General features: G+C 59.3%; 9 protein-coding genes. 5 read left to right on the top strand and 4 right to left on the bottom strand.

All coding sequences use genetic code 11. The annotated features are described in order from the left end of the window. Window positions 1–4: 4 nt before the first annotated feature. From II896_01815 to II896_01825, 3 genes are read right to left on the bottom strand one after another with little or no spacing between them, the layout of a single operon-like run. Complete coding sequence (locus II896_01815; GenBank protein ID MBQ4443383.1) at window positions 5–1357, bottom strand: hypothetical protein; 1353 nt, start codon at window positions 1355–1357, stop codon at window positions 5–7. After that, window positions 1358–2467: an AAA family ATPase gene (locus II896_01820; protein MBQ4443384.1), complete on the bottom strand. Its 1110-nt coding sequence runs from the start codon at window positions 2465–2467 to the stop codon at window positions 1358–1360. It lies immediately after the preceding gene. After that, window positions 2460–6038 carry a DEAD/DEAH box helicase family protein gene (locus II896_01825; protein MBQ4443385.1) on the bottom strand — a complete coding sequence of 1193 codons (3579 nt, stop codon included), beginning with the start codon at window positions 6036–6038 and terminating at the stop codon, window positions 2460–2462. Before II896_01825 ends, II896_01820 begins: the two co-directional genes overlap by 8 nt. A 440-nt stretch (window positions 6039–6478) precedes the next feature. Between II896_01825 and II896_01830 the strand changes: the two genes are divergently transcribed. From II896_01830 to II896_01845, 4 genes are all read left to right on the top strand, one after another. Continuing rightward, entirely contained in the window at window positions 6479–7261 is a 783-nt protein-coding gene (locus II896_01830; GenBank protein MBQ4443386.1) for a triphosphoribosyl-dephospho-CoA synthase, read from the top strand. An 8-nt stretch (window positions 7262–7269) separates the two neighbouring features. Continuing rightward, window positions 7270–9336 carry a UvrD-helicase domain-containing protein gene (locus II896_01835; GenBank protein MBQ4443387.1) on the top strand — a complete coding sequence of 689 codons (2067 nt, stop codon included), beginning with the start codon at window positions 7270–7272 and terminating at the stop codon, window positions 9334–9336. 297 nt (window positions 9337–9633) lie between these two features. Beyond that, the gene (locus tag II896_01840; GenBank protein MBQ4443388.1) at window positions 9634–10872 is read left to right on the top strand and encodes a hypothetical protein; all 1239 of its coding nucleotides are present in this window, start codon (window positions 9634–9636) and stop codon (window positions 10870–10872) included. 257 nt (window positions 10873–11129) lie between these two features. Beyond that, the gene (locus II896_01845; GenBank protein ID MBQ4443389.1) at window positions 11130–12839 is read left to right on the top strand and encodes a hypothetical protein; all 1710 of its coding nucleotides are present in this window, start codon (window positions 11130–11132) and stop codon (window positions 12837–12839) included. A 233-nt stretch (window positions 12840–13072) separates the two neighbouring features. On the opposite strand, the gene II896_01850 is transcribed toward II896_01845, so the two are convergent. Next, the gene (locus II896_01850; GenBank protein MBQ4443390.1) at window positions 13073–14437 is read right to left on the bottom strand and encodes an aminopeptidase; all 1365 of its coding nucleotides are present in this window, start codon (window positions 14435–14437) and stop codon (window positions 13073–13075) included. Window positions 14438–14793: 356 nt separating this feature from the next. On the opposite strand from II896_01850, the gene II896_01855 reads away from it, so the two are divergent. Further along, window positions 14794–24210 (top strand): InlB B-repeat-containing protein, encoded by a 9417-nt coding sequence (locus II896_01855; GenBank protein ID MBQ4443391.1) that lies wholly within the window; start codon window positions 14794–14796, stop codon window positions 24208–24210. Window positions 24211–24252: the final 42 nt, after the last annotated feature.

Here is a 24252-nt window from a genome sequence, read left to right on the forward strand (position 1 = left end):
CACGCTATTTCGTTTCGGGCAGATACCGCGCCACGATACCCCAAGGCGGGGTGACCAAGCGGTTGTTGACGAGCCAAAATACGGGGGTGTCCAACGCCATGCTTTCGGGCGGGAAGACGGCGTAGCCGTCCGTGAAGATGATGATGCCCGTGATCTCTTCTTTTTCGTAGAGGTGCTTGCGGAAATAGTCGAACACCGCGTGGAAGTTGGTGCCGCCGCCCCCTCTGGGAACGATCTTGCGCACGTCTTCGAAGGTCTCGAAGTCCACGGGCTCGGTGACCTTGGCGTCGAAAAAGGACAATTTGCCCGATAGAGCGCCCCCGAATTGGTCTATACCGCCCTTTATCTCGCTGAACGCCCGCGCCATATCTGCGTTGGAGATGGAGCCCGAGGTGTCCATCACGAGCCACAGGTTTTTCACCGTATCGGTCGGCTCGTTGAAGTCGGGCAAAAACACGTCCGCAAAGCGCCTGTCGGGGGGCATGAAGGAGTAGTCGGTCACGTCGGTCTGTATGAAGTTTTGGAGTAAGAGCCGCCAATCGATGGTCGGCCTCGTCAATTCGTCGTAGTAGCGTTTGGCCAATTCCGCGCCCTTGCCCGCGTGTACGCCCTGTTCCATCGTGGTTTTGGCCGCGTCCATAATGCGCCCTTGCCATTCGGCTTTGGCGGCGGCAGATACTTCGCTCCACCGCGAGTGGTCGTCCAGCCGCCCCTCGTCGTAGGCGGACGTGTCGTAGTCCTCGTGCCAATCGCCCGTGCCGTCTTTTGCGTTCGCTTCGTTTTCGCCGCGGGTGCCGCCGCTACGACTGTCGCCGTTCGCATCGTCCGCGTCGGTTTGCTCGTTGCCGCCTTCGCCCTCGTCGTCGCCCATCGGCCCTCCCGCCGTATCGCTTTTTTTGCGTTTTTTGCCGCTCTTGTGCGGTTTGAGCGTATCGAGGAGCATTTTGTACACGTCCTCGGCGGTGTAGAGGTAGCCCTCTTTTCCGTTGGGCTCGAGGTGGATGAGTTCGGTGCCCTTCACCGTAACGTCCAGCCCCAATGTATGCAGAATTGTGCTGTTGACCACGATATCCGCGGCGATGTTGTAGAGTAGTTGATTGTACCCCCGCCCGCGGAAACAATGCCCCAACACCACGTGCATCAGCTCGTGCAGCATCACCACTTCCAATTCGTCCCGCGGCATATCCTCGCAGAACGCTTGGCCGAAATACACCCGTTCGCCGTCCGTGCAAGCGGTGGGGCATTGGGTATCGACGGCAAAAATAAGGCTGTGCATCAGCAAGCCGAAAAAGGTGCTGCGTTCCAACACGTCTATTTTGCAGGCGATGATATTTTCGACTAATTTGCGTTGGTCCATTTAGAAAAGGTTGGCGTGCTTACCCACCCATTGCATGAATTCGGGGATCTGCATCAGTTGCTTTTTGACCGCTTCGCCTTTGGCGAGCATCTCCTTGAAAAAAGTGGCCGTGTAGTCGGGCGGGAAGTTGGTGCTGTAAGCCACCAACGCGCGCGTTTTGGGTAGGTCTTTGCAGTCGCCCACGGCGGCTACGAAGAGGCGCACCGTGGCGTACAAAGCGTCGGGCGACTTGGGCACGGCTTGGTATTCGCCCGCAATGATTTTTTTGACGCTGGGCAAGGTGGCGTGCGTGCGGCACCAAGAGGAAAATTCGTTGGCGACGCCTACGCCCACCAAGCCCGCGATCATCGGGTAGGCCTCTTTCACTTCGGCGTAACAGCCTTGCAGTAAGACGTTGCTCACCATCTCCCAACTGCGCGGCGTGGCGTAGGCCACGTCGTCGTTGCCGCCGTTGAACGTGCACAGCAGATCCTGTCGGTTGGACAAAAAAACCACTACACGTAGGTCGAGTTTTTGCGCCGTCGCCCATTCTCGCCATGCGTCGAAGTCCACGTCTATCTGCAAGTGACACATACGGTTGGCGAGTGCTTTCGGCATCTTGTAGGCCACCGATTTGTCGGTGACGCGGTTGCCTGCGGCGATGACGATGCAGTTGTCGGGCAGGCGGTGCTCGCCGATGACTCTATCGAGGGTGATTTGGTAGGCCGCCGCCTGCACCGAGGGGAGCGCGGCCGATATTTCGTCCAAAAACAATATGTTCACGGTGTCCGCGTCCGCGCGCATATCGAAAATCTTGGGTCGTAGCCAAATGGCGAAGGTCTTGCTTTGGTCTGCGGTGGGAATACCCCTGAGGTCGATGGGGTTGAATAGCAGTAGGCGCACGTCGGTGACTTCCACCTTTTTGCCCGTATGCCGACGTATGTATTGCGCAAGTTGCCGTACGCCCTGCGATTTGCCCACGCCGGGAATGCCCCACAGCATGACGGCGGGCACTTTCCACACGGGTTCGCCGCTTTGAATGGTATTGACGTACAACGCGCCCAGCGAGTCCACCATAGCGGTGGGGGACATACCCACTATGCCCGTCGATTGTATTTCGGTTTTACTCATCGTCGTTCACTCCCAATTCTTTGTCAAGTTTTGCGAGGGTCTCCCTCGTTTTTTCGATTTCTTCTTCCAGATTGTCCACCCGCGACAACTCCTTTTGCGCGTCTTCGAGTTCGGCGGAGAGGTCGTTGAGGCGGTTTTTCAGCTCGGCCGCCCGCACGCCGAATCCGTTGAGAATGCGATCCACCGCCGCCATCGCGCTCAGGGCCGAGCCGGCGATATCGAGGTCGGTGCGCCAATCGAAGGAGCCGCGCACGATAAGACGCGGATTATTATACACCATTCGTTGGGGTATCACCAACTTAAATCCTCTGTATTCCGCCAGCAACTCCTCTTCGGGGCGGTCTACGTCCAACGCGATGGCCGCGGTGATGATTTCGCCTATTTGACGGCGGTTTACCTGGTCGGCCTTGTGCGCCTCGTAGGTGCGGTTGTCGGCCTTACAGCACTTGATGAGCAGTTTGATATGCTCTATCTCGGCGGGAATGTATTGCAGTTTGTAATGCAGTTGCTCGTCGCGCTCGGCTTTGCATTTGGACAGTAGCACCAAGCGCACCAACTTGTTGGCGGTCTCCACGCGCTCTTTGATGCGCGGATCGCCGATGGCCAAGGCTTTGATCTGGGCGTAGGTGAGCGTCAGCCCGTCCACGTCCTCGCCGTCGCGGCGGTCGAGGCTGTTGTAGAGCAGTTGACTGATGAAGCGCTGTTTGCTTTCGAGTAGTTGCCACGAATAGGCGTCGAAACTGCCGTCCGTGATATAGCGGTATATCTCCACGTCGTCGTTTTGGTTGCCTTGCCGTAGCATACGCCCCTCTCGTTGCACCATATCGGCGGGACGCCACGGTACGTCCAAGTGATGCACGGCAAAGAGGCGGCGCTGGACGTTGACGCCCGTCCCCAATTTGAAGGTGCTGCCGATGAGCACGCGCACGGCGCCCTCGTTGACCGCCGCAAACAAAGCCTGTTTTTCGAGGTCGGATTTGGCGTCGTGGATATAGGCGATCTGGTCGTTCGGCACGCCGAGTCCCACCAATAGCCTGCGCATTTCGTCGTACGCGTTGAAGGTGGACTTGGGCGCGGAAATATCGCAAAACACGAGTTGGGTCACCAAGGGCTTGTCCCGCCATATCGTATATACGTTTTCGGCGCAGGCCTCCACTTTGCTGTGGCGGTAGGGCTGTGCGGTCGGATCGACCAATCGCATATCGAGGGCGGCTTTGCGCCCGTCCACGGTCACTTTCAAGAGGTTGTCGCCCGGTTCGCTATTGTGCGCGCGGATATCTTCGGCGCGGTCGGCCAAAGAAAGTATGTACTCGTACTGTTCTTTGGAGCGGGGTACCACGATATTGTGGTAGTCCACCGTGCCGCGGAAGAGGTTTTCGTTGTCTTCGAGGTGGAAGTCGGCCACCGAGGCGAAAATATTGGTGAGTTCGGGCAGGTTGTGGAAGCGGTTGAAGCGCCGCCGCATACGGTAATTGACGGCGTCCACGTCTATCTCGAAGTCCTCGCTTTGTTCACCGAACATCAGCGCCCATTCGTCGAAGCTGTCCAACCCCAAGAAGTGCAGTTGCCCCGGCTGCAAAAACTTCTGCATGACGTACATATCGGCGATGGTGTTGGTGATGGGCGTACCCGTGGCAAACACGATGGACTTCGCGCCCGTATAACGCGACAGCACGCGCACTTTGAGGTGCATATCGTCCGCGTGGGCGCTCGCGGCCTTTTGGAAGAAGTTGCCGCTTTGCCCGCCCAAGGTGATGTTTTTGAAGTTGTGCGCCTCGTCCACGAAGAGGCTGTTGACGCGCAGGTCTTCGAACTTGATGCCCGGCGCCTCCAGTTGCATTTTGCCCTCCACCGTGAGTATCTTGTCGGCCAATTCGCGGCGGTACACGGCGTATTCGGGGGTGTCCGGCAGGTCGTTCAACTCGTGGCGAAGCTCGTTCCGCACGCGCTTCAATCCCACGGGAATGGCGCCGAAACTGCTATAGGCCATCACGACGGCGTCGTAGTCTTCGGTCTTGATGCGTCGTAGCACCGCCTGCCGCTTTTTGGGCGTGAAGTCCTTGGGGTACACCACGTACACGCGGGCTTGCGGGTAGAGGGTGTAGAAGGCCTCTTCCCATTGTCCCAAAATGTTGTTGGGCACCACGAAGAGGTTTTTTTCGGATAGTTTCATACGCCGCATTTCCATCGCGGCGGCGATCATGATATAGGTCTTGCCCGTACCCACGCTGTGCGCCAAAAGGGTGGAACGTGAGGCGATAATTCGCGCCACGGCGTCCTTTTGGTGGGGGTACATGGTGATGACGGGATTCTTGCCGGGCAGGGAGAGGAAGGAGCCGTTGTAGCGGCGCGCCTTGATACAGCCGTAGCGGCGGTAGAAGATGTCTTCCAGCGTTTCGCGCACCTTGTCGTTGCCTTTGACGTAGCGGTTGAAGGCTTCGATGATATTGTTTTGCGCTTCCCTTGCGAGGGCTGTTTCGGCGTTGTTGACCGTGCGCTCGAAGCGCTGGTTCCTTGCGTAGCCCGGTTGATACACGCGGTTGACGTCGTATATGACGATGGCTTTGTTGTTGAGGGTGTCCTCGATGATTTGGGGCGGCGAAATGCGTTTGGTGCCGTAGCCCGTGGAGAACTTTTCGCCGTAGCGCACCTTCCAACGATTCAGGCGGGTGTCGTGTACCACGCCGTCTTTCAGTTTGAACCCCAGGTGCAGTAGGTCCACGACGAAATCGTTGACGATCTCGGCGGGTATCCAGGGCGAACCCAGCGTGTAGTATATTTGGTCGGTGGTCAAACGCACGGGCAACAGTTTTTCCAGCGCCTCCACGTTGGCGTCGAAGTAGCCTTGATATTTCTCGTTGGCGGCTTTGGCCGTCTCGTATTTTTGCAGAACGTTGCCCGAAAGGTACTCGTCCGAAGTCACCCACCCCTTGTAGAACACTTCGTTCCACTCCTTGGGGTTTTGGTAGACGCTCCCCGTCAGGCGCAGCAACCGCACGGTCTCGGCGAGATCCCGCCCCGCGATGGCCGCCACGTATTCCATATCCACCTTGCCGAGTTCGGCGAGGCTGTGCATCAAGGCGTCTTCGAGATTGTCCACCGTTTCGGTGGGCGCTTCGGCGGCGAAGGGGTTTACGTAGTCGGTGGGCAGGTCGTACGAGGTCACTTTTTTGACGTGTTCGGCTTGCCGCTTGGCTTCTTCTTCGGCTTTTTTCTCCTCGAGCAGTTTGTTGCGCTCTTCGCCGTAGCCCAAGTCGGCCAGTACCTTTTCGCCCAGTTTGGCCGCTTCTTCGTCGCTCATCGTTTGGCAGATGGCTTCGGTGTGGCGGTCGATGGCCTCCCGTATCTCGTCCGCCGTGCTGTCCTCGGCGATACGCAGGTCCGCGAGGGGTTCTTTGGGCGCGTCGCTCGCGCCGACCTCTATTGGGTCGGATAGACACAAATCCCCGTCGCTCGCGGCTACGGGGTTGGGTGCGGTCGTGTCGCTTGCGGTCACCTCTTCGTCGGGTGTGCCGTAGGCGGCCAAAACGTCTCGTGCGGCTCGTTCTTCTTTTTCGTTTATCTCTTCCATATTCCTCTTATCGTATAATCTCGTCAACGCGCAAATAATGCGTGCTTGCGCGTTCGCTTCCATTATATAGTATTAGCCCCGTTTTCGACAAATGGAAACACGCCATTGACAAAAAAACGCTCGGCGTTTTGCGGGCGGCTCGATAAGAGAGAGAAAAACGCGGTTTTCAGGATTCTTTCGCCTTTCGTTTCGCCTTCAGTCGGGCGATTTTCTTCACCTCGTCTTGGGCGGACAGGTGGAACTTGTTGGTTTGTCCGGCACTCGCTTTGGTCTTGTTGCGCATAATACCTCCTCGTCGCACGCCTATTGCCTTGGCGCGCGCCGTATTTCGGGCGTTAGTATGCGCGGGGCAGGGCGGTACGATACGATTTTCGCAAAAAGGGTAGCGCGGAAGGAAAAATTATGGTATAATTAATAATTATACGAACGTGGAGGACGGAATGAATCCCAAGACGATGGCGGCACTGGCCGCCGAAGCTATGCAAAAGCAGTTGGACGTCACCCCCAAGCCCGGCTTGGTGGACAAGAACGGAACGGGGGCGCACGTCGATTTGGACTATGCCACCATGCAAAAGGTCATCGCCATGCTCGTGCCCCATTGGGAGACCTTCGCCGAGACGGGGCTGTTCCTCGCCGAGAAGTCGGACGCCGAGGTTTCCGCCGTGATGGAAAAGGTGGGCGAAGCGGTCATCGACGAGATATTCGCCGTCACGGACGGCGTCAACGTCTACAAGGGCACGGTGTTTTGTCTCGGGCTGTTCATCACGGCCTACTACCGCCTCTACCGCAAGGGTGCGCCCTTGACGCCCGTGACCGTCAGCGACCAGATCGCTCGGTTGGCCGCGCCCATTCGCCGCCGCAAGGACACGCACGGCGATTGGGTCAACGAGAGTTACCAGGTGGGCGGCGCGTTGGCCGAGGCGCAGGCGGGCTACCGCCGTTGGTTGAACGCCTTGCCCCTATTGCGCGAGGCCGTGGCCAAAGGAGAGGAAGCGCGCTTTTTCCTGTACGTGGTGGCCCATCTCGAAGACAGTTGTCTATATTATCGCGCGGGTGCGGAGTTGGCCGGCAACGCGGCCACCATCGCCGCGTATTTGTACGAGCATTACAACGAGGAAGACGTCTTGGCGGCGTGCGCCTATTTCGAGCGTTGCCACCTGTCTACGGGTGGCGCGGGCGATATATTGACGCTGATGCTATTGGCGGACGCCGTATTACGATAGGGGGAAGTATGGAAGAGAAACTCATTGCCAAAGAAAAGGAATATTTAGCGAATACTTTGTCGGTGTTGCGCACGCAGGCCGAGAAGATAGACGCGGAATTGGGAGAGACCGGGCAGACGCTCATCGAGCAACGCCACCGGATATGGGAAAATCTCTCGGATATGGACGACACCGAGCAGTCGCAGGAAGAAACGCAGGCGCAACTCAAAGGGGAGCACTACGTTATGCTCGCCAAGCGGCGCAATATGATCGACAACCTTCTCTACAGCCCCTATTTCGGCAAGGTGGTGTTCGGCGAGACGTCGGACAAGCGCATCGCCTTCTACGTGGGCTTGTCGCAGGTGGACGACGGCAAGGGCGGCATCTACGTCATCGATTGGCGTGCGCCCATCGCCGATTTGTACTACAACTACGACGTGGGCAAGGCGGCCTTCGAAGCGCCCATGGGCACCGTGCGCGGCGAGATATACGCCAAATACCAATTCAAGATAACGGGGGGCGAATTGCGCTTTGTGGTGGATACGTCCACCACCATTCTGGACGAAGTGCTGTTGGCCGAGTTGGGCAAAAACGCCTCGGTCAATATGCGCCAGATAGCGGCCACCATTCAGCGGGAGCAGAACGCCGTCATTCGCCATTCCTACGGCGACAACGTGCTGGTGTTCGGCGTGGCCGGTAGCGGCAAGACGTCCATCGCGCTGCATAGAGTGGCGTACATTCTCTATCATTGCCGCAGTGCGCTCAAAGCGTCGGATATGCTCATCATCACGCCCAACAAGGCGTTCACCAAGTATATCGGCAACGTCTTGCCCGAATTGGGCGAGGAGATGGCCAAGCAGTTGAGCATAGAGGACATCGTGCGCAACGAACTCAGCGAATACTACTACGAAACGCGGCACGAACACCTCGAAAAGATTTACGCCACGCCGCCCGATGAAGCCTCTATCGCGGATATGCGCTACAAGGCGAGCACGCGCTTCGTAGAGGACGTGGAGCGCTTTGCCAAACGGGTGGAGCGCGCCAGCTTCAAGCCCCGCGATTTCGTGGTAGGCAAGACCTACGTCTGTCCCCGCTCCACCTTCGAGGTGCTGTACGGCAAGCGTTTCGCGGCCTATCCCTTGCTCGTTCGTATGAGAAAGATCGTGGAATACGTCGTCAGGGATATGGGCGATACCTATCACAGCAAATTGAGCGCCGCCCTCCGCGACAGGGTGAGCGAAATGATCATGAGTATGTTCACGCGCTACAACACCTTGGCCATGTACCGCATTATGCTGCGGGACCTCGCCGAGAAAGAGGGCGCACCCGTCAAGACGTTCGGCGAGGACGATCCCATTCCGTACGAGGACGTGTTCGGCTTTATCCTCTTCAAGAGCCATATCGAGGGCGTCAGGTTGAAGGGCAACAAGGTCAAGCACCTCTTCATCGACGAGATGCAGGACTATACGCCCGCCCAATACGCCTATTTTAACCGCGTGTTCGGTTGCCCCAAGACCGTCTTGGGCGACGTCAATCAAATGGCAGATCCTTTCCTCAACGTGGGGGACGAAGAGACCGCGCGGGCTATGCTGGGCGGTGAGTCGTGCGTTCGGTTCGATATCAACACGTCCTACCGTTCCACCTACGAGATAGCCACCTACGCCAACCGCTTCACCCCCGTCGCCATCACGCCCATCGACCGCCACGGAGAGGAGCCCGTGGTCGCGGCGGTAGCCGCCGAGGACTTGGTGCGCCGCATCAAGGCCGAGGTGGACGTGGCACGCCAAAAGGGGTATACGTCCGTGGCAATTATTGCCAAAAGCGCGGACGAGGCGCGTAGATTGCAGGACGAATTGCGCTCTATCGGCGCGGTGCTTTTGCTCAATGCCGACGCCACCTACGTGGGCGGCGTGGTGGTCACCACGGCCTTTGCCGCCAAGGGTTTCGAGTTCGACCAAGTGATCCTTGCGGACGCTTCGGACGCGTTGTACGCCAACCCGTGGGACGACCGACTTCTCTATATCAGCGTGACCCGCGCTCTGCACCGTTTGGTGGTGCTGTATACGGGCAAACCCAGCCGCTACCTCGGCGTGTGACGGGGGCGGGAGAAATCCAAGGCATAGCCTTGGGAGAAATCCGTGCAGTCGCACGGGAGAAATCCGCTTACGGCGGGATGTGGATGAAAAAATAAATTGCACGCTATGCGTGCGTTGCGGATAGTATAATGATCCGCAACTTGCGCATTGCGCAAACTTCACTCAAGGCCACGCCTTGAACTTCACTTGCAAAGCAAACTTCACTTTCGTGTCCGCGAAAACTTCACCGCGCAGAATGCGCCTTTCCGTATATTTCCGCGTTTTTTCGTCCATCATTCTCCCAAAGGAGAGTGAAGTATGAACCCATTTGAAACGAAAAGCAAATCCGTCAACGAATACTTTATGGATTGGAAGCGGTTGTCACCCAAACCCTACGACAAAAACAAGGCTTCCCCCTACACCAAGGTGCGGCAGATATTGATGAACGGTACCGAGTTCGAGAGCAACTGGTTTTTGCACCAATTCGCCCGCCACACCGCCGACAACGACCTTCGGCGCGCCATCGCCATCGTCCGTCAGCAGGAACAGCAACAGCAAAAGCGCCTTTCCGCCTTGAAACCCACGGACGAGAATATTCTCGAGGTCACCATAGCCTACGAGCAGTTGGCGGTGGACCTTACCGCCATTCTCGCCCAGCGCGAGACCGACCAAAACAATATCAACGCCCTCAATTTCGCCCTTTTGGAAGACTTCGACCACCTGTATCGCTTCGCCAATCTGCTCAAAATGGATTACGGCATAGACGCCGAGCGTTTGGTGGGCGGCTACACCGAGATCACCCCGGGGCGCCCCACCATCGCCGAACACCGTCTGGGCGCGGACAATGTGCGGTACAGTATGGACGGCAAAAAGGCCGAATTGTTCAGCATATTGGTGGGCAATATCATCACCGCCGCCGAACAGCAGACCATGAACTACTATATGAACGTGGGCGCGTTTTACCCCAACGACTACGGGCGCAAAATGTACGCCGAGATCGCCATGATAGAGGAAGAGCACGTCTCCCAATACGAGAGCCTCAAAGACCCCAATATGACCTGGCTTGCCTGTTGGGTGGCGCACGAGTACACCGAGTGCTATCTCTACGCCTCTATGATGCAGGACGAGACCGATTCCCATATCCGCGCCATCTACGCCGAACACTACGAGATGGAAGTCGCCCACCTCAAGATGGCTACCGAACTCTTGGCACGCTACGAGGGCAAGGACTTTTCGACCGTGTTGCCCACCGCCGACTTCCCCGAACTGCTGCGCTTCGGCGGCAACAAGGAGTATATTCGCCAAGTCCTCGCGGGCACCGTGTGGCTGACGGGGGAGAAAGAGGACTACGTTTCGGTCGCCGACCTCAAACCCAACAGCAACTTCGCCATCTACCAATCCAAGGTCAACTCCGCGCCCAACCCTTCGCATACGGTCACCACGATGGCCATCAAGTCCTTGGGCGAGGACTACCGCTTCGAGGACAGCCCCAACCCCGTCAAGGAGTTGCAGAGCCGCAAGCGGGACAACGTCACCGTCGGCCGCCCCGTGAAATAACGGCGTGTGAAATGAGCGATTGAGCGCGAATCCGCTCTTTCGCTCGCGTCACGTACGCGTGGTACGTTAGGCGCTCAACTCATTCGTTTGAATCCGCGCTCCCTCATCTCATTTGACACGCCGTTGGGAGCAAGGGAGCAAGCGTATTGTGTGAAATGAGCGACCTCGCCGCATTCGGGCTGTTTGCTTGCCCCGTTTGCTTTGCGTTCGTCCGACAAAGTATTGATTTTGCGCGTTCGATATGGTACAATATGCGTATGAAACGCATTATGGTAGCGCATAGAACCCATCGCGGCGTTGTGCTCGGCCGATATGCCGACGCGCGTCTTTCGATAGGCCATATCCTTGCTTTCGTCGTCGCCGTTTTGGCGGCGGCGGTATATTTTGTGTTCGGTGGGGGGCTGTTGGCCGCCGCCGATCCCGTGCCCGCCGTCACCCTCGCTACGAACGGTTGGACGTACGACGGCACGGCGCACGCCGTCGTGGAGGTGGCCGAGGGGTATGCGGGCGCTTATGCCGTTACCTATTACGCCGCAGACCGAGAGACCGTCGTCACCGCCGACGCCATAGTCGGGGCGGGCGTCTATTACGTATCCGTCGAGGCCGAGGCCGAGGGGGATTACGCGGCGGTCACCATAAATCGCGCTCCCGTCACCATAACCCCTCGTCCCATCACGGTGGAGATATCTCCCGCTATGAGCGTGTACGGGGAGCCCGTTGCTCCCCTTTCGGCCGCCGTTGCCAAGGGCAACTGCATAGAGGGCGACGCCACACCGTACGCCTTGTCCGTTGACGTCACGCCCACCTCGCCCGTGGGTGCTTACGACGTGGCGGGCGCGGTGGTCGATTCCAATTACGCCATCGCGTTTACGGGGTGCGTCGGGGCCTATTCCGTCACCCCGCGTTTGCTGTCCCTCGCGTGGGATGGTATCGAATTCGTATATGACGGTACCCCCCATTTGCCTACCGCGCTCTTCGGGAACGTCGTAGAAGGGGACGTACTCGCGCCCGTCCTATCGGGCACGGCCACCAACGCGGGCGTGTACACCGCCACCGTCCTTTCGGCGGGCAACTCCAACTATGCTTTGCCCACCCGCGTTAGCACGGGCTTCCGCATCGACAAGGCCGAGGCCACCTTCGATTTGTCGGGGGCCGTTACCGAATTTCGCTACACGGGCGAGACTTTTTCGCTGTCGGGCGTAGTCACCTCGGGTCCCACCGCTTACGAGGGGCTCAACGCTTTCCGTGAGGTAGGCGTCTACGAGGTCACGGTCGTATCGGCCGCCACGCCCAACTACTACGAGGGGCGTATGACCGTCACCGTCACCGTGCGGGAGATGGCGCCCACCGTGGACGAAGCCACGGGCGCTTTGGCCTATCGCAAGGTGTTACATCCCGACGAGGCCGCCACTACGGGCGCGGATATGACCGCCGTATTTCTCAACGCGTACACCGAGGCGAGCGACACCCCCGCCATGCTCACCGCTCTCGTGGGCGACGTTACGCTTACTTTCGACGCCGCCGCCATCGCCGCTTTGGCGGGCAACGACGTGCGGCTCTATTGGCGCACCGTTTCGCCCTCGTCCGACCGCGCCGCCGACTACCCCGTCGTAGACGGCGCGCGCCTTTTCCTGGACGTAGCCGTAGAGCCTGCCGACCTCGGCAAGGGCACCGTCACCGTTTCCTTCCCCTTCCGCTACACCGCGCACAAAAACGAGGCCCTCAAGGTCTACGCCCTTACGGACGAAGGGGAGTGGGTGGATTGTCACGCCACCCGCCGAGACGGTCGCCTCACCTTTGCCGCCGACCGCCTTACCCGCTTCGTCGTGCTCACCGAGCCGAAGTTGTCGTCGGGAGCCGTGGCGGGGCTCGTCGTGGGGTGCGTCGTCGGCGGACTTGCGCTTATGTTCGCTATCTATTTCTTCCTCGTCCGTCCCTTTGCCCGCAAATCGCTGACCGAAAAATAACGCGCTATTGCACGCCGTTAAGAAAAAAGACCTCTTCGGTGCACCCGAAAAGGTCTCTTTTTTATCCACAACTTAATTACGCGCATTGCGCGTCCACAACCCGACGTTGAGGTCTTTCGACTTCGTCGTCTTGACGACTGCGCTCAAGACGGCGCGTTGCGCCAATTTCACCCGCTCGCGGTTCGAGCGGATTTATCCCAAGGCTATGCCTTGAATTTCTCCGTCGTTTTTGGCTATTTCAAGAACGCCGAAAACGCCTTATGCGCTTGCCACACGTCCACTTTGGCGATGAGCTCATAGGGCGCGTGCATACTCAGCACGGGCACGCCCAAGTCCACGGTGTCGATATTCCAGTTGGACAAGAACTTGGCCACGGTGCCGCCGCCGCCCAAATCGGTGCGGCCGAGTTCGCCCGTTTGCCATATGATGTTGTCACGATCGAATACCCCACGTAGGTAGGCAATGTATTCCGCGGACGCGTCGTTGGAGCCGGATTTGCCGCGTGCGCCCGTGAACTTGTTCATCGCCACGCCGTACCCCGCGAAAGAGGCGTTGCGCTTCTCGAAGGCCTCTTTGTAGTTGGGGTCGTAAGCGGCGGTCACGTCGGCCGACAGGCACTTGCTGTGCTCGCGCAGCACCCAGGACGACACGCCGTATCCTTGCGCTATGCAGTCCATAATGTCTTTCAAGAGTACGCTCTGCATACCCGTCGCGCCTTCCGAGCCGATCTCTTCTTTGTCTGCCAAAATGGTCAGCACGGTCTGGTCGGTCTCGGTCTCGATGGTGGCGGTCACTTCGGGGTAGGCGCACACGCGGTCGTCGTGCCCGTAGGCCGCGATGAAAGCGCGGTCGAAGCCCACGTCCTTGGGTTTGTAGGCGGGCACCACCTCGATCTCGGCGGACAGGAAGTCCTCTTCCACGATGCCGTACAGCTCGTTGAGGTAGGTGAGGATATTCGCCTTGACCGCGTCCTTTTCCTCGTCCAAAGCGGGAATGCCGCCCACTATTACGTTGAGGTTTTCGGCAGGGAACGCCGAACTGACGGGCTTGGTGACGATCTCTTGCGAGAGGTGGGGCAATAGGTCGGTGATATAGAAGACGGGATCGTCCTCCGCTTCGCCTACGTTGACCGTGATCTTCTCCCCGTTTTTCAGCACGATCACGCCGTGCAGGGCCAAGGGAATGGTCAGCCATTGATACTTTTTGATGCCGCCGTAGTAGTGCGTTTTGAGGTAGGCGATGTCGCTCTCCTCGTAGAGGGGCACCTGCTTGAGGTCCAAGCGGGGGCTGTCCACGTGCGCTACCAAGATGCGAATGCCCTCTTTTGCCACGTCGGCCTTGCCCGCCTTGATGATGAACAGGCACTTGCCGCGGTTGTTGTAGTACAATTTGTCGCCCGCTTTGATCTTGTCGCCCAGGGTATAGGCTTTATACCCCGCTTTCTCCACCATTTCCACGGTCTCTTGCACCACTTCGCGCTCGGTCTTGCCGGCGGCCAAGTAGGCCTTGTAGCCCTCGGCGTAGGCGTTTATTTTTGCCCGTTCCTCGGCCGAGTCCACGTTGTTGGCGTTGGTTCTCTTATACGTTAAATCACTCATAGTTCACCTCTTTCGCCGCCCGCAGGCGGACAGTATTCTATCTCCACAGTAGCACAAAGGGGCGCGTCGTGTCAAGCGAGTGGCAAATATGGATTTCTCCCAAGGCTGTTCCTTGGATTTGTCCGCGCCTACGGTGCGCTCACGCGGCGCGAGAGGGCAGAAGCGGGCAGAGGTATAATTAAATCAAATAGTCCGATTAAAAATATTTTTGTAGACATCATCACTTGTGATGATATGCGCGCGGTGGTGCGTATGATAGAATAGAGGTATTATAATGGCTACGCTCTATTATATTTTCGCGCGATGCGGGTGCACGCGACGGGAAAAGCGAAAGGGCGGGCCGAAAAGGAGATACTATGAGTCATAAGCGCACATCGAAAGCCTTATCCATCGGCATTGCGATACTGCTCGTATTGACGCTCGTGGTCCTCTGCGCCTGTAACGACAAAAACGACGGCAACAAGACGAACACCGAATTTACCGTGTCCTTCTACGTCGACGGCGCAGTCTATCAGACCATCAGCACCACTACGGGCGCGATAACGCTGCCCACCAATCCCACCAAAGAGGGCTACGTCTTCGCGGGTTGGTACATAGACGACGGCACCTTCCTGACCGCCTTCTCGGCGGACAGCGTGAAGGCCAACCTCAAAGTCTACGCCAAGTGGACGCCCGCGGGCGAGACCCCGGGCGGCGACACGCCGGGCGGCAACGATAATCCGGGCGGCGGCGACACCCCGGGCGGCGACACGCCGGGCGGCGATACCCCCGCCAAATCTTCCGACGTCACCCTCGCCATCACGGGCTTCGAGATGACGGGCGACGCCTTCGCGGTGGAACTCGGCAACGCCGTAACGACGGTTGACCTCACGCCCATCGCCACGGTGGCCGCCAAGAGCACCATCGCGGTCTATAGCGACGAGGCCTGCACCACCTCGGTGGAGGGCGCCATCGCGCTCGCCGAGGGCAACAACACCTTCTACGTCAAGGTGACCGCCGAGGACGGCACCGCCAAGACGTACGTCGTGACGGCCTACCGCAAGCACCTCTACACCCTTACGCTCGACGCGGGCGTGGGCGATGCCGCTACTTTGCAGGTAGAGGAAGGCTCGGTGGTGAGCGCCCCCGGTTGCTCTGCCACCAAGGCGGGCTACGTCTTCGCGGGGTGGAACTACGACTTCACCGCTCCCGTGACGGCCTCCGCCACCGTGACCGCCAAATGGACGGCCAAACGCATCGCCGTCAAGTTCGACGTGGATGGCATTGACGACGCCGAAATCGTCTTCGGCGCCACCGACTACGCCTTTGCGCCCGCCGCCAAGACGGGATATACCTTCGGCGGTTGGTCGTACGGCGGCACCGCCTACACGGACGCCACCGGTCAAGGCGTCAAGGCGTGGGATATCGACGAGGCCGAGGTGACCTTGGTCGCCATTTGGACGGCGAAAACCTACGACCTGACCTTCGAGAACGACGTATGCGATTCCATCAAAGTGACTTACGGCGAGTCCATGCCCGCCATTTCCTACTCGCCCTACAAAGAGGGCTACCTCTTCGACGGTTTGGGCGTAGGCGGCGTGAAATACTACAACGCCGACTTCACTTCCGCGCACGTCTGGGACATCGACCGCAACGACGTGGTTATGCAAGAGTTGTGGGTAGCGGGCGGCTACTACGTGTGGTTGGCCCCCGACAACGGGGAAGACGCTTACAAAGTCGCCCTCGTCTACGGTGAGAATTACACCATCACCCCGCCCACCCGCACGGGTTACGACTTCGCGGGTTGGTACGCGGGTGACGACCAACTGACGGACGCCGAGGGCAACTCCCTTGCGCCCTCTTCCGTCAAGGACAGCAGTTGGACCTTCGTCGCCCACTGGACGGCGCACGTCATCACCGTCAAGTTCAATGCCAACGGCTCCAATACGAGCGTGATGCCCACCACCGTGACCTACGGTTCGACGGAGTTTAGTTTTCCCGCCATCACCCGCGCGGGCTACGTCTTCGGGGGCTGGTACGTAGGCGACGTACAATACGCCAGCCTCGTGGGTGCGCCTATGCGTCAATGGGACCTCGATGAGGAGACCACCTTGACGGCCAAATGGACGCCCGTGGTCGTGACCGTCCACTTCGACAACAACGGCGGTGTGGACGCCGCGTTTGATAGAGAGGCCACCTTCGACGCGGCTTTGCCCGCGTTGACCGTTGCGCCCACACGCACGGGCTACCAATTCTACGGCTATTGGACCGCGTCCGCTTTGAACGAGGGCACCTGCGTCTACGGCACCAACCTCGCGGCGCGTACCGAACGCAGCACCTATACCGAAGACCTCACGCTCTACGCGCAATGGCAACCCATCCAAGTGACGGTGTCTCTCCGAATCGACGATGAGAGCGATCCTTTGGGCACCGCCACCGCCACCTACGGCGAGAAGATGCCCGACCTCGACTTCGCCATGCCCACCAAAGACGGCTACGTCTTCACCGGTTTCTGGACCAACGGCATCAAATACTACAACGCGGACGGCACGGGCGCGGCAATCGGCTACTTCACCACCGCGGTCAACCTCTATGCACAATGGAAGAACGGCGTGTACTTCGTCAAGTTCGACGCCAACGGCGCGACTGCGGGCACGATGGTCGACCAAGAGGTCGAGTGCGACGTGACGGCTACGCTGGACGGAAACTTATATTCCAAGACGGGTTACACCTTCGCGGGGTGGAACACCGAGGCCGACGGCACGGGCAACGCCTACGCCGATGAGGCCGAGGTGAAAGACCTCGCCGCAAACGGCGGCACCTTCACGCTCTACGCGCAATGGACCGCTAACCAATACGCCGTATCCTTCGACGCCAACGGCGGCGAGGGCACGCAAGCCTCGACTACCGCCACCTACGACGCGGCTATGCCCGCCATTGTGGTGGGTGTAAGCCGTACGGGCTACACCTTCGGCGGCTACTATCTGGACGATGTCAAATACTACAACGCGGACGGCAGTTCGGCCAAGGCATGGGACGTGTCGGGCAGCGCTTCGTTGCTCGCCAAGTGGACGGCCAACACCACCACCGTATCCTTCAACGCCAACGGCGGCGAGGGCGAGCAGGCCTCGGTCACCGCGACCTACGCCACGGATATGCCCGCCGTTACGCTCGGCTTCGTGCGCACGGGCTACACCTTCGCGGGCTACTTCGACGCGGCTGAGGGCGGCGCCAAATACTACACGTCTACGGGCTACTCCTACCACAGTTGGGACAAGGACGCGGCTGCCGTGACGTTGTACGCGCAATGGACACCCAACGCCTTCGTCATTACCTTCAACTTCAACAACGCGACGACGGGTGGCACCCAAAGCGTGAGCGCCACCTATGCGGCGGGTATGCCGCCTATCCCCGTTTTGCCCACCAAGACGGGCTACAATTTCCTCGGCTACTTCGACGCGATCGAAGGCGGCACCAAATACTACAACGCGGACGGCAGTTCGGCCAAGGCCTGGGATAAGGCGGAGGGCGCTTCGCTCTACGCGCATTGGCAGGTCATCACCACCACCGTCGTCTTTGACGTGCAGGGCGGCGTGGGCGAGCAAGCGGACATCACCGCGACCTACGGCCAGCCTTTGCCTAACCTCGAGGAGATAACCGTCGACCGTCAATACTACCGCCTTGCGGGTTGGTACACTTCGCCCAACGGGCAGGGCACGCAATTCTACAACGGCGAGGGCGTTTCCACGGGCGTCATCTGGACGTATACCGTCAACGCCACCCTCTACGCCTATTGGATAGACGGCTATTATACGATACAATACAACGCCAACTGTGCCGAGTACTACGGCAGCATGAGCGACAGGAACGCGCGTTGCAACCAAAACTTCAATTTGAACAGTCTTAATCTCAGTCGCACGGGTTACGACTTCGTGGAATGGAATACCGCGGCGGACGGCTCGGGCACGTCTTACGCAGACGGCGCCTTGATCGATACCAACTTGGCGGACGACGGGGAGACCGTCACCTTGTACGCCATTTGGCAGGGCAAAACCTACACCTCGGCGGCGTATCCCATCTACGGCGAGTGGGACGTCACGTTCGACCTCAACTACGAGAACCCCGACTTCGACGCGCCCGACGTCCAACACGTGACGCCCGCCACGGGGCTTCGGTACGTGCGCCCCTCGGGCGACCGCGAGGGCTACTACTTCGCGGGCTGGTACACCAATCCCGAATGCACCAACTACTACTACTTTTATAACACCATCTACGAGAATAAGACCTTGTACGCCAAGTGGGTGGAGAGAACGAGCGTGAGCTACTCCGCGTATACGCCTATCCATCGCGACGGCACCTACGACATCACCCTCACCAACGCGGATCAGTCCTTCGCGGTGTACGTCGTGGGCGACTGCTATCTCGAGGTGAGTGCGGGCAAGAACGCGCGCATCTACATTTCGGGCAATTCCTATAACTATGGTAGTTACTACGTTTATGCCTATAAAGGCTACACGTACGCCATACAAATCCGCGCTTACGAAGACAGCGAGGAATATTTGGGCGATACCACCTTTACGGTGAAGATGACGCCCCGCGCGGACGGCCGCACGAAGGAGAACACCTTTGCGACTTCCGTGATCTACGGCTCGCCCGTAGAACTCGGCGTACCCGAGGCGGAGGGCTACACCTTCGGAGGTTGGTACTCCAGCGAGAACGGCCAAGGCTACCAATACGTGGACGGCGAAGGCAACGCGGTGACCAACTGGAACTACGACTACAACCACGCCATCTACGCCTACTGGATCGGCAACGAGTACACCGTGACCTTGAACGACAACGGCGGCACGGGCGGCCAAGGCGAAGTGACCGCCACTTTCGGCCGCATGATGCCCGACCTCGAGACCGTGCCCACCCGCGAGGACTTCGACTTCATGGGCTATGCTTTAGAGCAATCGGCCCTCGACTATACCTACTACTATAACGAGGGCGGCAACGCTTACAGCGGCAAACTGTGGAACTTGACGGACGGCGTTACCCTCTACGCCAGCTGGACGGCGGCACCCTACAAGGTGATATTCGACGGCAACGGCTCCACGGGCGGCGGCACCGAGACCGAACAGACCCACTACCGCAATCAGACCAAGAACTTGGCAAACGTCGGCTTCAGCAAGACGGGCTACAGTTTTGTGGAATGGAACACCAAAGCGGACGGCTCGGGTACCTCGTACACCAACTATCAATCGGTAACCAACCTTGCCTCGGCGCACGGCGAGATACGCCTGTATGCCATCTGGTCCGCCAACTCCTACACCGTTACGCCCGACTACAACGTCAAACCCTCGCACACCGTCACGTTCGACCTCAACGGTTGGGCGGAGGGCGAAGTGCCCGAGGCGCAGGTGATCACGCCCGCTCAAGGGCTTATGCTTCCCACCCTCGTGCGCGACGGCTATGAGCTCTGCGGTTGGTACGACAACGCGGAATGCACGGGCGAAGAGTACGATATGAGCGTCACCCACGACGACGACGTCACCTTGTACGCCAAGTGGCGCGTCGCCACCTACGCGGGCGAGGAACCCTTGGTCTATATCGACGACGAGGTGGAGGTGACCTTCGACGGCACGCAAAGCCGCGCCGACGACGCGACCGTCCTTGCGACCTGTCCTCTCTACGCCTTCGTGGCGCCCGCCACCATGCGGGTGTACTTCGAGTCCTTCGTTTCGGACGGCGACACCTACGGCTATCTCTTCAACAGCGAAAAGGTGAAAGTAGCCTCTGACGACGACGGCGCGGGCAACCGCAACTTCCGCATCTCCTACACCGTGACCGCGGGCGCCGTGTACTACGTAGCCGTGTGTCCGTATAGCGCGGGCGCCGAGTGGGCCACCCACCTCAAGGTATATGCCGCTACGGGTGCTCTGCACACCTCGAGAACCCTTGCGGGCGAGTCGGTGACCTACGACGACGACTTCACCATCACGGTACCCGAAGTGACGGGTTACGAGTTCCTCGGCTGGTACGACCAAATCAACGGGCAGGGTACGCAATATACCGATGAAACGGGCGCGAGCGTGCGCACGTGGGACAAGGCCTCCGACACCACCTTGTACGCCTATTGGCAAGTGGGCGTTTACGACGTGACCTTCGACGCCAACGGCGGCACGGGTACGCAGGCCAAGGTGGAGGCCACCTTTGCCGAGGCGATGCCCGCTGTGACCGTGGCCCTGTCGCGTGAAAGCTACGTCTTCGTCGGTTACTTCGACGCGGCCGAGGGCGGCACCAAATACTACAACGCGGACGGCACTTCCGCCAAAGCGATGGACAAGGGCGCCAATACCACCCTGTACGCGCATTGGGAGGGCCTGCCCTACACCGTGGCCTTTGACGCGAACGGCGGAGAGGGAGAGATGGACAATCAGACCGTTCTCCACGCCACCGCCACCGCGCTTACCGCCAACGCTTTCACCCGCACGGGCTACGACTTCGCGGGTTGGAATACCAAAGCGGACGGCACGGGTACCTCGTATGCCGACGAGGCCGAGGTGACCGACCTGGCCGCCGTGGGCGAGACCGCCACCTTGTACGCCAAATGGACGGCCAAGACGCTGACCATCACCAAAGACGGCGTCAAGATCCACCCCGTCACCATCAGTTTCAATTTGAACGGCGCCACGGGCGTAGCCCCCGCCGCGCAGACCGTGACCAGATGGAACGCCCTTGTCTATCCCGACGTGCCCACCTATACGGGCCACGTCTTCGCGGGTTGGTACGACAACGCCGAATGCACGGGCGACGTCTTCGACTTCGGTACCGACTTCACCGCCGTCCAAACGGTGACCTTGTACGCCAAGTGGATAGACTACACCAAAGATCCCGAGTCCGACGAAATGACCGACAAGACCATGATGGGTATACCCACGATGGACGGCGCGACGTCGGTGACTTTGGATGGAATGAACGTGCGTTTGTACCCCGTGGTGGTACTGACCGAGCAAGAGGTGGCGTTCACGACCTACACCAGCAACAAGGACACCTACGGCTACCTGTTTGACGCCGACCTCAAGCAACTCGCCTCAAGCGACGACGGCCACATGGGCACGTATGGCAACGCCTTCTACATTTCCCGCACGTTGCAGGCGGGCACCTTGTACTACGTGGGCGTAAGAGCCTATAGTAGCGGCACCGAGACCGTGACTTTGACCATCATCGGCGGCGCCACTTTGCCCAAGGACGGTGCCTTGTCCAAGGCCACCAACCTCGGTACGACCACCGTCACCTACGGCGACGCCACTACCATAGCGGCCGACAGCCTCGCGGGCTACACCTTCGAGGGCTGGTACGACGGCGAAGGCGGTACGGGTACCAAGTACGTCAACGCGGACGGCACCTCGGCCAAAGTGTGGGATAAGGCCGCGGATAGCACCCTCTACGCCAAGTGGACGGCGCATACCCACACCGTGACCTTCGACGCCAACGGCGGCACGGGCTCTACGCCCGCGGTCACCGCCACCTACGGCGAGACGATGCCCATCATCAGCACCTTGCCCACCATGGCCATCAAGATCGTCACGGGTTACTTCACGGCGGCGGACGGCGGCAAGAAATACTACAACGGGGATATGACCGCGGCCTGTGAGTTCGACGTGGACGCCGACCTCGTATTGTACGCGCATTGGGATTACGTGCCCTACTACGCCACCTTCGACGGCAACGGCGCGACCGCGGGCAGTATGGACGACGAGAAGCTCAACCGCGACGTGGCGACCGTTTTGACGGTCAACGCCTTCGAAAAGACGGGCTACGACTTTATGGGTTGGAACACCAAGGCGGATGGCTCGGGCACCTCGTACACCGACGGGGAGGCCGTGACTAACATCGCGGACGCCTACGCCACCATCACCTTGTACGCCGTCTGGCAGGCAAAGACCACCAAGGTCACGTTGGACGACAGACCCAATCGGCACTCCGTCACCGTCACCTTCGACCTCAACGGCGGCACGGGCACCGTGCCCGACGCGCAGGTGGTGACGCCTACCGTGGGTATCACCTATCCCACCGAGGTCCCCACCAAGGACGGCTACCTTTTCAAGGGTTGGTACGAGGACGCAGAGGGCGAGGATAAGTTTGACTTCGAAGACCCCATCGACGATTCCATCACCCTGTACGCGGGTTGGTTCGAGCAGGACGGCAATCTCCTGGTGTACGGCGCGGACAACGACATCACCGTCACCTCTTCCACCGTGCGCTACTACTTCTACGTGTTGCAACAGGGCTATCGCACCTTCACCGTCGGCAAGGACGCCTACTTCATCACCAGCAACTCCTATTACGGCAACGGCAGCGTGAGCAACGTGTTCTTCTATGAGGGTTGCTACTACGTGGACGTCCATTCCAAGGACAACAGCGACGAGGCCGAGTACGTGGGTGATACCACCATCAACGTAGGGGCGGTGTGGCCCGACGACGGCGGCGTGTCCGACAACACCGTTTACGCCGAGTTCGACATTGACTACGACGAGGAAGTATCCTTCGGCACGCCTACTCGCGAGCATTACGACTTCATGGGTTGGTACACCTCCACGAACGGCGGCGGCACCAAGGTGACCGACAGCACGGGCGCGGGCGCGCGCAACGACGCGGGCACCTGGGATTACCTGGACGCCACCAAGACGTTGTACGCCTACTTCCGCGGCGTGGCTACCACCGTCACCTTCGATTTGCAGGGCGGCACGAGTGAAGATCTCGAGACCGATACGCTGTATTACGACTCTGCCAAGTCCTACAGCAGCGGTTATATTCCCACCAAGGTGGGCTATACCTTCTGCGGGTTCTATGCTGGCGTGGGCGGCACGGGTACCAGATACTTTGCCGCCAATATGAGCTATGACGCCAGGTGGGATAAGTGGGTGGATACCACCATCTACGCCTATTGGACGCCCAACGTCTACGAGGTATACTTGGACGACATCGACATCTCGACCGTTACCATTAGCTTCGACCTCAACGGGGCTTCGGGCGTGGCGCCCGCGGCGCAAGCGGTTTCGGGCGAGGATACCCTCAGCTATCCCGCCATTCCCACCCGCGCGGGCTATATCTTCGCTGGTTGGTACGACAATGCGGCCTGCACGGGTACGCCGTTTAACTTCGACGGCACGCTCGTGGCGGCTGATACCAGCGTGACTTTATATGCCAAATGGATTGCAATCCCCGTAGGTGTGGAAGGCGCCGTGAACGTAGGCGATGCGACGTTGGTGACCGTGAGCGGTGTGACCGTGAGATACTACGCGTTTGTGCCTTTGACTACGGGCGAATACAAGTTCTATTCGGCAAGCGCGCTCGATATGTACGGCACGCTGTACCTCGGTGACGTTGAGCATCTTGTGGTTTATAATGATGACGACGACACTTACTCGTTGGGCGTAGCGCAAGGCGGTAACAACCGCGACTTCGGTATCGTACGGAGCAATTTGGTCGTCGGCAACCTGTACCTGATCGGCGTAAGAGCGTATAGCAACGACTACAATGGCGACGCCACTCTCTACGTGGAAGGTCCTGCCTCGCCCGATGACGGCGCCACTACCGAGGCGGGCAGCAAGGCGACCTGCCTCATCACCTTCGACGACGATACGTTCGCGTTGGCCGTGCCCGTCAAGGCGGGTTACACCTTCGACGGTTGGTACGACGGCGAGGGCGGCACGGGTACCAAGTACGCGGACGAAACGGGCGCGGCGGTCATCGCCTGGGACAAGGAGGCCAATACCACCTTGTACGCCAAGTGGATAGAGAGCTGACGAATGCCGCGAGGCATTCGTCGCCCCGAGCCGAGGGCATTG

The organism is Clostridia bacterium, assembly GCA_017394805.1.
In the GTDB taxonomy this organism is placed as follows: Bacteria; Bacillota; Clostridia; order Christensenellales; family CAG-1252; genus RUG14300.

Excerpts from the sequence above, each read along its gene's own strand:
- II896_01830 (MBQ4443386.1), top strand. The coding sequence starts at position 6,479 with ATGAATCCCAAGACGATGGCGGCACTGGCCGCCGAAGCTATGCAAAAG.
- II896_01845 (MBQ4443389.1), top strand. The coding sequence starts at position 11,130 with ATGAAACGCATTATGGTAGCGCATAGAACCCATCGCGGCGTTGTGCTC.
- II896_01840 (MBQ4443388.1), top strand. The coding sequence starts at position 9,634 with ATGAACCCATTTGAAACGAAAAGCAAATCCGTCAACGAATACTTTATG.
- II896_01835 (MBQ4443387.1), top strand. The coding sequence starts at position 7,270 with ATGGAAGAGAAACTCATTGCCAAAGAAAAGGAATATTTAGCGAATACT.
- II896_01815 (MBQ4443383.1), bottom strand. The coding sequence starts at position 1,357 with ATGGACCAACGCAAATTAGTCGAAAATATCATCGCCTGCAAAATAGAC.
- II896_01825 (MBQ4443385.1), bottom strand. The coding sequence starts at position 6,038 with ATGGAAGAGATAAACGAAAAAGAAGAACGAGCCGCACGAGACGTTTTG.
- II896_01820 (MBQ4443384.1), bottom strand. The coding sequence starts at position 2,467 with ATGAGTAAAACCGAAATACAATCGACGGGCATAGTGGGTATGTCCCCC.
- II896_01855 (MBQ4443391.1), top strand. The coding sequence starts at position 14,794 with ATGAGTCATAAGCGCACATCGAAAGCCTTATCCATCGGCATTGCGATA.
- II896_01850 (MBQ4443390.1), bottom strand. The coding sequence starts at position 14,437 with ATGAGTGATTTAACGTATAAGAGAACCAACGCCAACAACGTGGACTCG.